Origin of the sequence: Enterobacter cloacae complex sp. CARB60, from assembly GCF_036487345.1 — a bacterium.
Taxonomy (GTDB): Bacteria; Pseudomonadota; Gammaproteobacteria; order Enterobacterales; family Enterobacteriaceae; genus Enterobacter; species Enterobacter asburiae_D.
Genome location: NZ_JAZKLC010000002.1, coordinates 3,802,058 through 3,818,180 on the forward strand (window position 1 = coordinate 3,802,058; position 16,123 = coordinate 3,818,180).

The following is a 16,123-nucleotide window of genomic DNA, read 5'->3' on the forward strand; positions in this document are numbered from 1 at the left end:
GCGTTACTTAATTGCTTGCGTATTGATTCAGGACACCCGTCCCAGAGCGCGTTTCACCGGGGCAAAGCTGCGACGGTGGTGCTCGGTTGCGCCATGTTCAGCCAGCCTTTCCAGATGGAAAGGTGTGGGATACCCCTTATGCTGGGCGAAACCATACTGAGGGTAAGTGAGGTCCAGCGCGGCCATTTCAGCGTCGCGCGTCACTTTGGCAATAATAGAAGCTGCGCTAATTTCTGCGACCCGACTATCGCCTTTGACGACCGCCATTGAAGGCATGGGCAATGCAGGACAGCGGTTGCCGTCAATCAGGACATATTCCGGGGAAATTTTCAAACCCGCTACTGCACGCTGCATCGCCAGCATCGTGGCATGCAAAATATTCAGCTCGTCTATTTCATGCGGTTCAGCGCGCCCCAGGCTCCAGGCCAGCGCCTTCTCCTGAATCTCACCAAACAGCGCCAGCCGGCGCTTTTCAGACAATTTTTTTGAGTCGTTCAGCCCGATAATCGGGCGAGCCGGATCGAGGATCACCGCGGCGGTCACCACGGCCCCGACTAACGGGCCACGACCCACTTCGTCCACGCCCGCCACAAGGCGAGTGTGAGGATAAACAAATTCCATCATTTTGCTAGCTCCAGCACCGCATCCGCCGCTTGCTCATCGGCATTACAGCGGATCAGTTGATGCAGTTCGCGGAAGGTATCGTGCATCTGGTGGCTGGTCTTGCCGTCGGCGAGCAGCGGCAGCAGGGCATCGGCAAGCGCCTGCGGCTGGCACTCATCCTGCAACAGCTCTTTCACCAGCTCGCGCCCGGCAAGCAGGTTTGGCAGGGAGACATAATCCGTTTTCACCAGACGTTTTGCCAGCCAGAAGGTGAACGGCTTCATGCGATAACCGACCACCATCGGGCATTTCGCCAGCATACACTCCAGCGCCGCCGTGCCGGAGGCCAGCAGCGCGGCATCACTCGCATACATCGCCTCCCGCCCTTTGCCGTCCAGAAGACGGACGTGAAGATCCGGGGCAACTTCCGCTTTGATGCGCTCAAACTGCTCGCGGCGTTTGGCATTCACCAGCGGAACAACCACTTCAAGATCGGGATAGGTCTGGCGAAGAATTTGCGCTGTTTTAAGGAAATCGGCGCTCAGCATCTCCACTTCTGCACCACGACTGCCTGGCAGCAGTGCCAGACAGTGCACATCATGCGGGATGCCCAGCGCGTCGCGCGCCGCGTTTTTATCCGGATCCAATGGCATCGCATCCGCCATGGTATGACCGATAAAACGGCACGGAACATTAAATCTGTCGTAAAACGCTTTTTCGAAAGGCAGGAAAGCCAGCACCAGGTTGGTGGACCGTCCGATTTTGAAAACGCGTTTCTGTCGCCACGCCCAAACGGACGGACTGACGTAGTGAATGGTTTTAATGCCCTGCTTTTTCAGATTCCCTTCGAGGGTAATGTTGAAATCAGGTGCATCGATACCGACAAACACATCGGGTTTGAGTTCGGTAAAGCGGCGGGTGAGATCGGCACGGATGTGCAGCAAACGGCGTAGCCGTCCCAGCACCTCAACGATGCCCATCACGGCCAGCTCTTCCATTTCATACCAGGCTTCACAGCCTTCGGCCTGCATCAGCGGGCCAGCAACGCCAACAAAGCGAGCATTGGGTACACGCGCCTTAAGCGCGCGGATGAGACCGGCACCAAGAATATCGCCGGAGGTTTCTCCGGCGACCAGGGCTATCGTAAGCGGACGACTGTCGACCATTAACGAATCAGACCCCTTGTTGAACGGTCAAAGAACTCCATGAACGCGTTCACTTCCGGGTGCTTATTCGCCAGCTCGGCAATTTCCGGCTTCGCCTCTTCCAGCGTTTTACCGCTACGGTACAGCTGTTTGTACGCGTTGCGGATGGCAGTAATCGCTTCGCGACTAAAACCACGACGCTTGAGGCCTTCGATGTTCACGCCAAACGGCGTGGCATGGTTGCCCTGCGCAATCACATACGGTGGAACGTCCTGCGCCACACCGGAGCATCCGCCAACCATCACGTGCGCACCAATGATGCAGAACTGATGGACTGCGGTCATCCCGCCAATAATTGCGAAGTCATCAACCGATACGTGTCCTGCCAGCGTTGCGTTGTTGGCAAGAATACAGCGGTCACCCACGGTACAGTCGTGCGCGATATGCGCATTAACCATAAACAGGTTATCGCTGCCCACCTTCGTCAACCCACCACCTTGTACTGTTCCACGATGAATGGTGACGCTTTCGCGAATACGGTTACGATCGCCAATTTCCAGACGGGTCGACTCACCAGCATATTTCAGATCCTGGTTAACTTCGCCGATGGAGGCGAACTGATAGATCTCGTTATTGCAGCCAATGGTCGTGTGACCATTCACGACAACGTGAGATTTCAGTACTGTACCCTCACCAATTTCGACATGGGGTCCAACAATACAAAACGGGCCAATGTGGACGTTAGCGCCAATGATGGCACCCGTTTCCACAATAGCAGTAGGATGAATAAAGGCGGATTTATCAATCACGTATCAGGACTCCCGGCTACGAGCACACATCATCGTCGCTTCGCAAACAACTTTGCCGTCAACCAGCGCTACGCCTTTGAAGCGAGTCAGGCCACGACGCGTTTTTTCAAAAGTGACTTCCATGATCATCTGATCACCAGGCACGACAGGGCGCTTAAAGCGCGCTTCATCAATACCCGCGAAGTAATACAGCTCACCTGGCTCCAGTTTGCCGACGCTTTTAAACGCCAGAATACCGGTAGCCTGAGCCATCGCTTCCAGAATCAACACACCCGGGAAGATAGGCTTACCAGGGAAGTGGCCCTGGAAGAACGGCTCGTTCACGGAAACATTTTTCACTGCGCGCAGAAAACGACCTTCTTCAAAATCCAGCACACGGTCTACCAGCAGAAACGGGTAACGGTGCGGCAGAAGTTCTAAAATCTCTTCAATATGCAGAGTATGAGTGTCAGTAGTCAAAATACTCTTCCTGTCAAAATATACTGATAACAATAATAACACGGCCTGCCGGTTTATTAGAAAGCCGACAGGCCGGGAAAAATAGCGTTAAACGGATGACGCTTAATCTTGTTGATCGATTTTGCGCTCAAGAGACTTGAGGCGCTTGCTCATATCATCAATGTTCATCACCAGAGCTGCTGTTTTACGCCACACCTTGTTGGGCTGAAGCGGAATGCCTGAGGAATAGACGCCAGGTTCAGTGATAGGACGCATTACCATGCCCATACCCGTCACAGTCACCTTGTCGCATATTTCCATATGGCCATTAATCACGCTCGCGCCGCCAATCATGCAATAACGGCCAATTTTCAGGCTGCCTGCCATGATGACGCCACCCGCAACCGCGGTATTGTCGCCAATCACGACGTTATGCGCAATCTGGCACTGGTTATCGATGATAACACCATTGCCAATGATCGTGTCGTCAAGCGCGCCACGGTCAATGGTGGTACAGGCGCCGATCTCTACGCGATCGCCAATAATAACGCGACCAAGCTGCGGGATCTTAACCCAGTTACCGCGATCGTTAGCGTAACCAAAGCCATCAGAACCAATCACGGTGCTGGACTGGACGAGGCAATTTTCGCCAATTTCAACGTCATGATAAACGGACACGTTGGCCCATAAACGGGTCCCGGCGCCGATTTTCGTATTTTTCCCAACGAAGCAGCCTGGGCCAATGACGACGTTATCGCCCAGCACAACGCCGGATTCGATAACCGCATTCGCGCCAACGGCGACGTTGCTACCCAGCCTGGCCGTCGCATCAATCGCTGCACTGGCAGCAATATTCTGGGCCGGCTGCGGCGTGGTATCGAGAATTTGAGCCATGCGTGCATACGTCAGGTAGGGGTTTTTCACTACCAGCGCGCTTACAGTGGCAAATGGAAGATCGTCCTGCGTCAGTACAACAGCTGACGCCTGGCATTGAGCCAGTTGCTCACGGTACTTAGGGCTTACCATGAAGGTAATCGTGCCAGCTTTAGCAGATTGCATGGACGCAACAGCGGTGATGACGATATCGCCATCACCGTGTAATTCTGCATCCAACTGCTGAGCTAAATCAGCCAGTCGAATTGAAGGCATTACTTATTTAACCTGTTTCAGAACGTCAGCGGTGATGTCTTTAACATCGCTGCCGTTGAAAGCTACAGCGTTCGCATCAACAACCAGATCGATGCTCTGATCGGCAGCCACTGCTTTAACAGCGGACTGAATGCGAGTCACCAGCTTGCCGCGTTCTTCGTTAGAACGACGCTGACGATCCTGCTCGAAAGCCTGCGCTTTCTGGGAGAACGCCTGGCGCTGAGCCATTACGTCTTTTTCCAGCTTGCTGCGGTCGCTTGCTTTCATGGTAGAACCATCACGCTGCAGACGCTGCATTTTGGACTGAAGATCGTTTTCCATACCCTGCAGTTCGCTTGCACGGCCTTTGAATTCGTTTTCCAGAGTCGCAGAAACACCTGTTTTCTGTGCAACCTGCTGGAACAAATTACCCATGTTGACGATTGCAATTTTGTCTGCTGCCTGAGCAGAAGTTGCCATCGCTAAACCGAGACCTGCAGCTAATAACCACTTTTTCACAATTAACTCCTTACCATCCCATTGGCACCAGAAGGTACCGTTCTTTGCGTGGCAAGGCGACCGTGTTACCGATCGCCAGTTGTCAGCGCTACACTGCCAACGCATTCCATTGCAGCGGATTATTACCAGGTTTTACCAATGTTAAACTGGAATTGCTCCGCTTTGTCTCCATCGTATTTCTTAAACGGCTGGGCGTAGGAGAAGACCAACGGCCCCAGCGGTGACATCCATTGTAATGCGATACCGGCAGACATGCGAATATTGCTCGGATCGCTGTAGTCTGGAACGCCAGCTGCACGCATCTGGGCAGTGTTTTCCCAGTTGGTATCCCACACCGTACCGGCATCCCAGAAGAAGGATGTACGCACGGAGTTAGCGTATTTATCACTGATAAACGGCGTTGGCGTGATGAACTCCAGGCTTGCAACGGCCATAGCGTTACCACCGACTGCATCATCAGAGCTACAGACTTCGGATGAGGAAGACTTATTACAGTTATCTTTGTCGTTCCCGCCGTAGTAAACCGCTTTCGGACCAATGTTATTGGACTGGAAGCCACGTACGGTGCTGGAACCACCGGCATAGAAGTTTTCATAGAACGGCATCTCTTTGCCGCCTAAGCCATCGCCATAGCCCCAACGGGTACGACCCAGAACCACCCACTTATGATCGTCATCGATCGGGAAGTAGGACGTGGTATCCAGCGTGAGCTTATAGAACTCGTTATCGGAACCCGGAACGGTCACTTTACCGTTCAGGTTGACGCGAGAACCTTCCGTTGGGAAGTAGCCACGGTCGAGACGGTTATAGGTCCAGCCGTAGTTGAAGGTGAAGTCATCCGCAGCGAAACCGTTGTTATCACTAGTTGTACTCGCTGACTGGCCGATAGAGTCCAGATAACGCCACATCGCCACCTGCGGTTGCATGTTGGACAGGTCGTTATGCACGTAACCTAAGCCCGCGCGCAGGGTGTTGTATTCGTTAACCGGGAAGCCAAGCGTACCGTCTACACCGTAACTCTTGTTGGTGTATGAGGACAGGTCCGCGTCGTCTGCTTTAAAGTCGTTATAGAAGATACGACCGCCCAGGCTCACACCGTCTACGGTGAAGTATGGGTTAGTCACAGAGAACTCAGAGTAGGTCTGGTAGTCGTTTTTGGTGCCGTTAATACCGACAGAGTAACCCGTACCCAGCCAGTTATCCTGCTGCACGCCGACCTGGAAGCTAACGCCGCTTTCAGTACCGTAGCCTACACCGAAGTTGAAGCTACCGGTGTTGCGCTCTTTCACCTTATAAACGACATCAACCTGATCCGGGCTGCCCGGTACGCGCTGGGTATCGGTATCCACCGTTTCAAAATAGCCCAGACGGTTCAGACGCTCTTTACCCTGATCAACGAGATCACTACCCAACCATGCGCCTTCCATCTGACGCATTTCGCGGCGCAGAACGGAATCTTTGGAGGTGTCGTTACCGACGAAGCGGATCTTACGCACGTAGAAACGGTTGCCCGCATCAACATTCACGTGCAGCTTAACGGTTTTATCCGCATCGTTGATTTCCGGCTGAGTCTGTACGCGCGGATAGGCATAACCATAGCGGCCGAGCAGCTTCTTAATGCTGTCTTCCATTTTGGTTACCTTGGAACCGCTATACAGGTCGCCTGGCTGAATTTTGGTCAGCGATTCGATTTCAGCAGAATGCCCCGCCAGGTTACCACTCACCTCAACACCCGAAAGCTTGTACTGCTCGCCTTCAGTGATGTTGACCGTAATGTAGATCCCTTTCTTGTCCGGCGTCAGGCTCACCTGAGTCGAGTCGATGTTGAAACGCGCATAGCCACGATCGAGATAGTAGCTGCGCAGGGTTTCAAGGTCGCCCGCCAGTTTCTGTTTCTGGTATTTGCGATCGCCTACCACGTTCCACCATGGCACTTCGTCGCGCAGCTGGAAGGTGGAGATCAGTTCGTCGGTGCTGAACGCGTGGTTGCCGACAATGTTGATCTGCTGGATCTTCGCAGAAACACCTTCCTGGAAGACCAGCTTCAGGTCAACACGGTTGCGCGGCAGCGGAGTGACAACCGCTTTCACGCTGGCGCTGTATTTACCGACGCTGTAGTAGAAGTCTTCCAGACCTTTTTCAATGTCTGAAAGGGTTGTGCGGTCCAGGGATTCACCCACACGAACACCGGATGCTTCAAGGTTCTGCTTGAGCATGTCATCTTTCACCGACTTGTTACCGGAGAAAGTGATACTGGCAATCGTTGGACGTTCTTTTACCTGTACCAGCAGCGTATCACCATCGCGCAGGACGCGGACATCCTCAAAGTTGCCGGTGGCAAACAGAGCACGGATGGTGTTACTGATATCATCATCATTAACCGTATCGCCGGGGCGTACAGGCATACTGAGGAGGGCCGCACCAACGGCGACACGCTGGAGGCCTTCGAAATGAATGTCTTTCACTACGAACCCGTCAGCACCGTATACGGTGGCGCTGCTAAACAGCAGCGACGCTATGAGCAACTTTTTCATCGCCATCGTTATTATGCGTTCTTCCTAACACTCTCTTACAACCGAGAGAAATCATTGAAAAGTGCAAGCCCCATTAACAGCACCAGCAAAATCGAGCCAATGCGATAACTAAAGTCTTGAACTCGCTCGGATACCGGTCCGCCTTTTAGCTTTTCAATCGCTAAAAACAGCAGATGACCCCCGTCTAAAACGGGAAGCGGGAACAGGTTGATTATCCCAAGGTTCACGCTAATGAGCGCGAGGAACATGAAATAGTAAATCACCCCGAATTCCGCTGACATCCCAGCCCCCTGAGCAATCGAAATTGGCCCACTGAGGTTGTTCAGTTTCACATCACCGGTTATCAATTTCCCCAACATGTTGACCGTCAGCTTCATCAGTTGCCATGTTTTATCCGTGGCTTCAAGGATGGCGCTGAACGGCCCATACTGGCGTATTGTCTTGTACTCATCTGGCAGCGGGATCACTTTTGGCACAACGCCTGCGAACCCTTCTGCCTTTTTGCCGACCGACTTCGTATCCGGGATCAGCGTCAGCGAAAGCGGACTGCCTTGCCTTTCAACTTCCAGCGCGAGAGACGTTCCCGGATTATCGCGCACCAGAGTAACAAAGGTCATCCACTCTGTTAATCGTTGACCATCGACTTTAACGATCCTGTCGCCCGCTTGCAAACCCGCTTTGCTCGCCGCCGAATTTGCCTGTACTTCGGCCAATACCGGCTCGATCTGCGCACCGCGTGGACGAATGCCCAGCGCAGCGACGGGATCTTCTTTGTCTGGCTCGAAACGCCAGTGACGTAAATCGAGTACTTTGTCCTGACGCGTATCTGAACCAAACGGCGATACGCTGATGGTGGTCTGCGGATCGCCGATTTTGGCTACCAGTTGCAGTCGCACGGCATCCCAATCAGGGGTTTCGATGCCATCAATCGCTTTAAGTTCCATCCCGGATGTAATTTGCGCACTCGCCGCGATGGAGTTGGGGGCAATTTCTCCCACCACCGGACGCACGCCAGGGACGCCGATGATAAACACCAGCCAGTAAGCGAAAATCGCAAAGATGAAGTTGGCTACCGGTCCGGCAGCAATGATGGCGGCGCGTTGTCCAACGGTTTTATTGTTGAATGCGCTGTGTCGCAGCTCAGGAGCGACAGGCTCGACGCGTTCGTCGAGCATTTTGACGTAGCCGCCCAGCGGGATAAGGGCGATGACAAATTCTGTGCCGTGACGGTCGGTGCGCGTCCAGAGTGACTTACCAAAACCGATGGAAAACCGCTCTACGCGCACGCCACAGCGGCGAGCAACCCAGAAATGGCCAAATTCATGCACGGTAATCAGTACACCCAGTGCAACAATGAACGCCGCCAGATTCCAGAGAATGCTCAGCATAAAACCTTCCGTTAAATCGTCCCGAATACCAGTAAAAGCAAACACGCAAACACTGGAACAGCCGCTGTCAGGCTATCAATGCGATCCAGTATACCGCCATGCCCTGGAATCAGGTGTCCGCTGTCCTTAATCCCTGCTTCACGCTTAAACATACTTTCGGTTAAATCACCGAGCACGGAGGCAAGCGCAGCAAAAATCGAGCACACCAGCAGTATTGACGGTGCCACTTCAAGATTCGCCCAGACGCCGTAGCCCCAGGAGATGATCGCTGCCGTAAACAGGCCGCCGATGAATCCTTGCCAGGTTTTGCCCGGGGAAACCTTCGGTGCCAGCTTATGTTTGCCAAACAGTTTACCAAACATATAGGCCCCGGAGTCAGCCCCCCAGACCAGAATCATCACATAAAGCAGCCAGATCGCACCGCTGTAGTGGTTTTCGTCGTAGTGCCAGGCGCGCAGCGCAACCATACCCCAGAAAAAAGGAATAATTGTGAGCAAACCAAAAATCAGTCGCAGCACTTTTGAATTACGCCATAACGCCGCGGAACCTGGATAAAAAAGAACCAGCAACAGCGCGGCAACCCACCAGGCCAACGATATCCACAAGGAACCGGCAACCAGGGGTTGATGAATATCATGATGATATTCAGGCAACGTAAACAGCATTATGGCCAGGATAAAGCCACAAAGTACCGCAAGCCATACTCGCTGAGTGCGCGAGGTAAAGCCGCTAAACTGTCCCCACTCCCACGCGGCGAGCATGCACACCACCAGCGTGACAATAGCGAATCCCACCGGGGGCAGTAAAAACAGCGCCGCAATGACAATGGGTATTAATACAAAAGCGGAAATCAGGCGATACTTCAGCAAAAGCTACCCCCATCAGGCTTTGTCGCCACCAGGCTCGGTGCCGCCGAAACGACGCTCTCGATTGGCAAAGGCATGCAGCGCACCTTCAAAGTCTTGTTCATCAAAATCGGGCCAAAGAACATCCGTAAAGTAAAGTTCGGCATAGGCAATTTGCCATATCAAAAAGTTACTTATGCGATGTTCCCCCCCTGTCCTAATTACCAAATCCACAGGTGCCTGTTCATTCATGCAGATTTGCTTGCTCAGCGCCTCTTCATCAATTTGGTCGGGTCTCAACAGCCCTTCCTGAACCTGTTCGGCCAGATGCCGAACGCCCTGGATAATATCCCAGCGTCCGCCGTAATTCGCCGCAATATTCAGCGTCAGACCGGTATTATTTTCCGTCAGCGCTTCTGCTTTGCGAATCCGTTCCTGCAAACGTGAGTTAAAACGACTGGTATCGCCAATGATACGCAGGCGGACGTTGTGGCGGTGCAGGCTTTTTACTTCGCTGTCTAGCGCCCACACAAACAATTCCATCAACGCAGTCACTTCCTGCAGAGGTCGATTCCAGTTTTCACTGCTAAAAGCATAGAGCGTTAACGCATCAATGCCGTTGTTGGCGGCAAAAGAAACGGCGCGGCGAACGGATTTCGCCCCCGCTTTATGCCCAAAGGCTCGTATCTTCCCTTGTCTTTTCGCCCAGCGGCCATTGCCATCCATAATGATTGCTACATGACGGCAGCCATGAGCTGGCAAATTTTCGCTTATTGGTTGATTCGCAGACAACATAACGCGTTTTTTGTCCCTGAAAAGGATTTAACGGTACTCAGGAATACTGAAGCCTATACATAAAAAAGCCGTGTCAAACCACGGCTCACCTGACCACATTAAGTCAAATACCTGCGATCAGGTGGCGCAGACTATATCACTGAAGCCCAACGCTAACAAATAGCACGACGACTAGTGCTTGCTTTATCACCAGCTTGCGAGACGTGTCACCTGTTCGCGCGCAATATTACGCGCAGCTGCATCCACCGCCAGCACCTCTTCCACGCTTTGTGGTTCGCGCAAATCCATCATCTCCAGTACCGATAAATTTAACGACGCGATATCGGTAAAACGAATTTGCTGATTCAGAAATGCCTCAACGGTAATTTCATTGGCTGCATTAAGTGCTGTCGTTGCCGCCTGCCCCTGGTCAAAGGCATTCATCGCAAGCTTCAGACAAGGATAGCGGTCGTAGTCTGGTTCACTGAACGTCAGGGAACTTAGCTTGCAGAAATCAAGCGGCTTCACGCCGGATTTCACTCGATTTGGCCACGCCATTGAATGGGCAATCGGCGTACGCATATCCGGTTCGCCCAGCTGTGCCAGCACGCTGCCATCCTGATAACGCACCATCGAGTGAATCACCGATTGCGGGTGAATCAGTACTTCCATCTGTTTCGCTGACGCATTAAACAGCCAGCGCGCTTCAATGTATTCCAGACCTTTGTTCATCATGGTGGCAGAATCAACGGAGATTTTACGCCCCATCGACCAGTTCGGATGACGGCACGCCTGATCCGGCGTCATGGCGCGCAGTTCAGACAGTGGCGTTTCACGGAACGGGCCACCAGACCCGGTAAGCAGAATAGACACTACGCCATTCTGCTCCAGGTCAGCGTACCCCAGGTTCTGTTGAAAAGGTTGCGGTAAACTCTGAAAAATCGCGTTGTGCTCGCTGTCGACCGGCAAAAGACGCGCGCCGCGCTGCTTCACCGCATCCATAAACAGGCGTCCGCATGTGACCAGCGACTCTTTATTGGCCAGCAGAACATCCTTACCGGCATCAATCGCGGCAAGCGTGGGCAATAATCCTGCCGCCCCGACGATAGCCGCCATCACCTGCTCCACCTCATCCAGCGCAGCCATCTCGCAGGCCGCCTGTTGGCCACTCATTACCTGGGTTCGGCTGCCCTGTTCAAGCAGCTGTGCTTTCAGCAGACGCGCGCTCTCTTCGTCATCCATTACCGCATAGCGGGGCGCAAACTCCAGGCACTGCTCGACCATTCGCTGCACATTCTTACCGGCCACCAGCGCTGTCACGGTGTAAAGTTCAGGATTATGGCGAACAACGTCGAGAGTGCTGCAACCGATAGAGCCGGTTGAGCCGAGGAGTGTTAAATGCTTCATGAGATGCCCGAAAAAAGTTAGACCAGATAAAAGCAAAACGCCGCCAGCAAGACCCGAAGTTCCCCTGAACGGCGTTTATCAGTGTACGACAGAAATCAGAACTGCATCAGTTCCGCTTCTTTATCTGCCAGCGCCGCATCAATTTTCTTGATGGCAGCGTCAGTCATTTTCTGAATGTCGTCCTGAGAACGACGATCGTCATCTTCACTGATCTCTTTTTCTTTCAGCAGCGCTTTTACTTTATCGTTCGCGTCGCGACGGACGTTACGCACGGATACACGACCCTGCTCAGCTTCGCCACGAACCACTTTGATCAGATCTTTACGACGCTCTTCCGTCAGTGGAGGCAGTGGAACGCGGATGTCAGCGCCCGCAGAGCTTGGGTTCAGACCGAGGTCAGAGGCCATGATCGCTTTCTCAACGGCCGGGCTCATAGAACGATCGAACACGTTGATTTTCAGCGTACGGGTATCTTCTACCGTTACGCTCGCCAGCTGACGCAGAGGGGTTGGCGTACCGTAGTATTCTACGATGATGCCATCCAGCAGGCTTGGGGAAGCACGGCCAGTACGGATTTTGCTGATTTGTGTTTTGAACGCTTCTACGCATTTTTCCATGCGTACTTCAGCATCTTTTCTGATGTCGTTAATCACGTTACGGATCCTTGAAAACTTGTCTCAGGCAGACTATCCGCCAGCACAGCGCTACAGGTGTGCTAATTATAGTCGCGTTTAATTCATGACAGCGCCAAAGGCGCGTCCGGGTAAGATACCACTACAAAATAAAGCGGAATCTTACCTCTATTTATCGTCAACGGAAATTATTCCGTGATCAAAGTGCCTTCTTTTTCACCCATGACCACGCGACGCAGTGCGCCAGGTTTGTTCATATTGAAGACACGGATCGGCAGTTTGTGGTCGCGAGCCAGCGTGAAGGCGGCAAGATCCATCACTTTCAGCTCTTTATCCAGCACTTCATTATAGGACAGCTGATCGTACATGGTGGCAGAAGGATCTTTTGCCGGGTCGGCAGTAAACACGCCGTCTACTTTGGTCGCTTTCAGTACCACGTCGGCTTCGATCTCGATACCGCGCAGGCAGGCAGCGGAATCGGTCGTAAAGAACGGGTTACCCGTACCGGCGGAGAGGATCACCACGCGGTTGTTACGCAGCAGGCTGATGGCTTCTGCCCAGCTGTAGTTATCGCATACGCCATTCAGTGGAATCGCGGACATCAGACGGGCGTTAACATAAGCGCGATGCAGCGCGTCACGCATTGCCAGGCCATTCATAACGGTTGCCAGCATACCCATGTGGTCACCCACAACGCGGTTCATCCCCGCTTTCGCCAGACCAGCACCACGGAAAAGGTTGCCACCGCCAATGACCACGCCAACCTGGATACCCAGTTCGACCAGTTCTTTGATTTCCTGTGCCATGCGATCAAGGATGCTTGCGTCAATACCGAAGCCTTCCGATCCCTGCAGCGCTTCGCCACTCAGCTTAAGCAGAATGCGTTTGTACACGGGTTTTGCATTGGTAGCCATGTTTCTTTCCTGAGACTGTCAACGATTAAGATGGGGGTTAATTCTGGCGACATGATATGCCGCAAATCAGCACAGCGATACTGGAGCCTGTCTGATTTCCTGTGACGGGTGACAAAAAGAAGCCGCCCTCAGGCGGCTCCTTTTCAATCATTAAGACTGCTTGGACATTGCAGCAACTTCTGCTGCGAAGTCAGTCTCAACTTTCTCGATGCCTTCGCCCACTTCGAAGCGGATGAAGCCAGTTACGTCAGCGTTGTGCTCTTTCAGCAGCTGAGCAACAGACTTGCTTGGGTCCATTACGAATGGCTGGCCAGTCAGAGAAACTTCGCCGGTGAATTTCTTCATGCGGCCTTCAACCATTTTCTCTGCGATTTCTTTTGGCTTACCAGACTGCATCGCGATGTCCAGCTGAACCTGGTACTCTTTCTCTACCACTTCAGCAGACACGTCTTCTGGCTTAACGAATTCTGGTTTGCTTGCAGCGATGTGCATAGCCAGCTGTTTAACCAGCTCTTCGTCAGCGCCTTTAGCCGCAACCAGAACACCGATACGTGCACCGTGCTGGTAAGAGCCCAGAACGTCGCCTTCCAGAGAAGATACGCGACGGATGTTGATGTTCTCACCGATTTTAGCAACCAGCGCAACACGTTCTTCTTCGAACTGTGCTTTCAGAACTTCAACGTCAGTGATTTTACCAGCAACAGCTGCGTCCAGAACTTTGTTAGCAAATGCCTGGAAACCGCCATCTTTAGCAACGAAGTCAGTCTGGCAGTTAACTTCCAGAATGATGCCGTAGTTGCCGTCGATCTTAGTGATGATCACGCCGTCAGCAGCAACGTTGCCTGCTTTTTTAGCTGCTTTGATCGCACCGGATTTACGCATGTTTTCGATTGCCAGCTCGATGTCGCCGTTCGCTTCAGTCAGCGCTTTTTTGCAATCCATCATGCCTGCGCCAGTACGCTCGCGCAGCTCTTTTACCAGGGATGCGGTAATTTCAGCCATTCTTAAATCCTCGGGAGATGTGAACTGCCCGGCCGGGGGCCAAACAGTGTAAATTGAAAAAAGGGGCCGGTAATGGGCCCCTATTCATACACGGTACTAATAAGGGGTAAAACCTTATTATTCAGCTTCTACGAAGCTTTCTTCCGCCTGAGAAGCCAGATCCTGGGAACGGCCTTCACGAACGGTAGCAGCTACAGCGCTCAGGTACAGGCTAACAGCACGGATTGCGTCGTCGTTACCCGGGATAACGAAGTCAACACCGTCCGGATCGGAGTTGGTATCAACGATAGCGAATACCGGGATACCCAGGTTGTTAGCTTCTTTGATTGCGATGTGCTCGTGGTCTGCATCGATTACGAACAGCGCGTCTGGCAGGCCGCCCATATCTTTGATACCGCCCAGGCTGTTTTCCAGCTTGTCCAGTTCACGAGTGCGCATCAGCGCTTCTTTCTTAGTCAGCTTGTCGAAAGTACCGTCCTGAGACTGGGTTTCCAGATCTTTCAGGCGCTTGATGGACTGACGAACAGTTTTCCAGTTGGTCAGCATGCCGCCCAACCAGCGATGGTTCACGAAGAACTGGTCGCAGCTGTTAGCAGCATCTTTCACAGCTTCGCTTGCAGCGCGCTTAGTACCAACGAACAGAATCTTACCTTTACGGGAAGAGATCTTGTTCAGCTCAGCCAGGGCTTCGTTGAACATTGGTACAGTTTTCTCAAGGTTGATGATGTGAACTTTGTTACGCGCGCCGAAGATGAAAGGCTTCATTTTCGGGTTCCAGTAACGGGTCTGGTGACCAAAGTGAACACCAGCCTTGAGCATGTCGCGCATGGAAACAGTTGCCATGTTTAAAACCTCTATATTGAAAGTTGGGGTTATGCCTCCACGTATCCCATATTACCGACCCCGAAGGGCACCCCGGAATATGTGCCGATACGTGTGTGTTGTTACACAAAGTGAGATTTGTCGCTTCCGTCCAGCCTGTGTATCTGAAATGGATCGGAAGTCCGGCGCGCTTTATACCACAAAACACGACCAGAAACCAACAGTTGTTGGCGGAGTGTGCTGTTAATGATTCTCAATTTGGCACGGGGTGTGCCTGACTGATACCATTGACGACACTTAGACTAGTATTGTCGAAAAAATCGACACCGATGGACAGATTACATGGCTATCTCTATTAAGACACCTGAAGAAATTGAAAAGATGCGCGTCGCCGGTCGTCTGGCCGCGGAAGTGCTGGAAATGATCGAGCCGTTCGTGAAGCCGGGCGTCAGCACCGGTGAACTGGACCGTATCTGTAACGACTATATCGTGAACGAGCAGCACGCGGTTTCCGCCTGCCTCGGCTACCACGGTTTCCCGAAATCCGTGTGCATCTCTATTAATGAAGTGGTTTGCCACGGCATCCCTGATGATGAAAAACTGCTGAAAGATGGCGACATCGTCAACATCGACGTGACCGTCATTAAAGATGAGTACCACGGTGACACCTCAAAAATGTTCATCGTTGGCAAGCCGACTATTCTCGGCGAGCGTCTGTGCAAAGTAACGCAAGAGAGCCTCTACCTGGCGCTGAAAATGGTTAAGCCGGGTATTCGCCTGCGTACCATCGGTGCGGCAATCCAGAAGTTTGTGGAAGCAGAAGGTTTCTCCGTGGTGCGCGAGTACTGCGGTCACGGCATTGGTCGCGTCTTCCATGAAGAACCGCAGGTCCTGCACTATGATGCAGATGACGGCGGCGTGGTGCTGCAAAAAGGCATGACCTTTACCATTGAGCCGATGGTCAACGCGGGTGACTACCGCATCCGTACCATGAAAGACGGCTGGACGGTGAAAACCAAAGACAGAAGCTTGTCTGCGCAGTACGAGCATACTATTGTGGTAACAGACAACGGCTGCGAAATTATGACGTTGCGCAAGGATGACACCATCCCGGCGATACTGACGCACGATGAATGATAAAAAAGCCGGCAAATGCCGGCTTT

Annotated in this window: 16 protein-coding genes; 1 reads left to right on the plus strand and 15 read right to left on the minus strand. The window is 52.7% G+C overall.

Annotated features, from left to right (window positions below; translation table 11 throughout):
- Nucleotides 1–27 precede the first annotated feature (27 nt).
- From rnhB to rpsB, 15 genes are all read right to left on the minus strand, one after another.
- A complete protein-coding gene (rnhB, locus tag V4835_RS19330; RefSeq protein ID WP_331413302.1) occupies nucleotides 28–624 on the minus strand; it encodes a ribonuclease HII in 597 nt (198 codons plus the stop codon).
- Nucleotides 621–1,769: a lipid-A-disaccharide synthase gene (gene lpxB, locus V4835_RS19335; protein ID WP_121425064.1), complete on the minus strand. Its 1,149-nt coding sequence runs from the start codon at nucleotides 1,767–1,769 to the stop codon at nucleotides 621–623. The genes rnhB and lpxB overlap by 4 nt, the downstream gene beginning before the upstream one ends.
- Nucleotides 1,769–2,557, minus strand: coding sequence for an acyl-ACP--UDP-N-acetylglucosamine O-acyltransferase (lpxA, locus tag V4835_RS19340; protein WP_063145192.1), 789 nt, complete (start codon nucleotides 2,555–2,557; stop codon nucleotides 1,769–1,771). The genes lpxB and lpxA overlap by 1 nt, the downstream gene beginning before the upstream one ends.
- Before the next feature lie 3 nt (nucleotides 2,558–2,560).
- Entirely contained in the window at nucleotides 2,561–3,016 is a 456-nt protein-coding gene (gene fabZ / locus V4835_RS19345; RefSeq protein ID WP_010426706.1) for a 3-hydroxyacyl-ACP dehydratase FabZ, read from the minus strand.
- Between the two features lie 102 nt (nucleotides 3,017–3,118).
- Entirely contained in the window at nucleotides 3,119–4,144 is a 1,026-nt protein-coding gene (lpxD, locus tag V4835_RS19350) for a UDP-3-O-(3-hydroxymyristoyl)glucosamine N-acyltransferase (protein WP_063145191.1), read from the minus strand.
- A gap of 3 nt (nucleotides 4,145–4,147) precedes the next feature.
- A complete protein-coding gene (gene skp, locus V4835_RS19355; protein WP_331413306.1) occupies nucleotides 4,148–4,642 on the minus strand; it encodes a molecular chaperone Skp in 495 nt (164 codons plus the stop codon).
- Between the two features lie 122 nt (nucleotides 4,643–4,764).
- Entirely contained in the window at nucleotides 4,765–7,182 is a 2,418-nt protein-coding gene (gene bamA / locus V4835_RS19360) for an outer membrane protein assembly factor BamA (RefSeq protein ID WP_331413307.1), read from the minus strand.
- 29 nt (nucleotides 7,183–7,211) lie between these two features.
- Nucleotides 7,212–8,564, minus strand: a complete 1,353-nt coding sequence (gene rseP / locus V4835_RS19365; RefSeq protein WP_331413308.1) for a sigma E protease regulator RseP — start codon at nucleotides 8,562–8,564, stop codon at nucleotides 7,212–7,214.
- A gap of 11 nt (nucleotides 8,565–8,575) precedes the next feature.
- Complete coding sequence (gene cdsA, locus V4835_RS19370) at nucleotides 8,576–9,433, minus strand: phosphatidate cytidylyltransferase (protein WP_023310457.1); 858 nt, start codon at nucleotides 9,431–9,433, stop codon at nucleotides 8,576–8,578.
- Between the two features lie 12 nt (nucleotides 9,434–9,445).
- The gene (gene ispU, locus V4835_RS19375; protein ID WP_024907522.1) at nucleotides 9,446–10,204 is read right to left on the minus strand and encodes a (2E,6E)-farnesyl-diphosphate-specific ditrans,polycis-undecaprenyl-diphosphate synthase; all 759 of its coding nucleotides are present in this window, start codon (nucleotides 10,202–10,204) and stop codon (nucleotides 9,446–9,448) included.
- 186 nt (nucleotides 10,205–10,390) lie between these two features.
- Nucleotides 10,391–11,590 (minus strand): 1-deoxy-D-xylulose-5-phosphate reductoisomerase, encoded by a 1,200-nt coding sequence (gene ispC / locus V4835_RS19380; RefSeq protein ID WP_331413310.1) that lies wholly within the window; start codon nucleotides 11,588–11,590, stop codon nucleotides 10,391–10,393.
- Between the two features lie 95 nt (nucleotides 11,591–11,685).
- The gene (frr, locus tag V4835_RS19385) at nucleotides 11,686–12,243 is read right to left on the minus strand and encodes a ribosome recycling factor (RefSeq protein WP_023334573.1); all 558 of its coding nucleotides are present in this window, start codon (nucleotides 12,241–12,243) and stop codon (nucleotides 11,686–11,688) included.
- 167 nt (nucleotides 12,244–12,410) lie between these two features.
- Complete coding sequence (gene pyrH, locus V4835_RS19390) at nucleotides 12,411–13,136, minus strand: UMP kinase (RefSeq protein ID WP_047346409.1); 726 nt, start codon at nucleotides 13,134–13,136, stop codon at nucleotides 12,411–12,413.
- Nucleotides 13,137–13,286: 150 nt separating this feature from the next.
- Entirely contained in the window at nucleotides 13,287–14,138 is an 852-nt protein-coding gene (gene tsf, locus V4835_RS19395; RefSeq protein WP_014882627.1) for a translation elongation factor Ts, read from the minus strand.
- Between the two features lie 117 nt (nucleotides 14,139–14,255).
- The gene (gene rpsB, locus V4835_RS19400; protein WP_003856207.1) at nucleotides 14,256–14,981 is read right to left on the minus strand and encodes a 30S ribosomal protein S2; all 726 of its coding nucleotides are present in this window, start codon (nucleotides 14,979–14,981) and stop codon (nucleotides 14,256–14,258) included.
- Between the two features lie 321 nt (nucleotides 14,982–15,302).
- On the opposite strand from rpsB, the gene map reads away from it, so the two are divergent.
- Complete coding sequence (gene map, locus V4835_RS19405) at nucleotides 15,303–16,097, plus strand: type I methionyl aminopeptidase (RefSeq protein WP_023310454.1); 795 nt, start codon at nucleotides 15,303–15,305, stop codon at nucleotides 16,095–16,097.
- Nucleotides 16,098–16,123 lie beyond the last annotated feature (26 nt).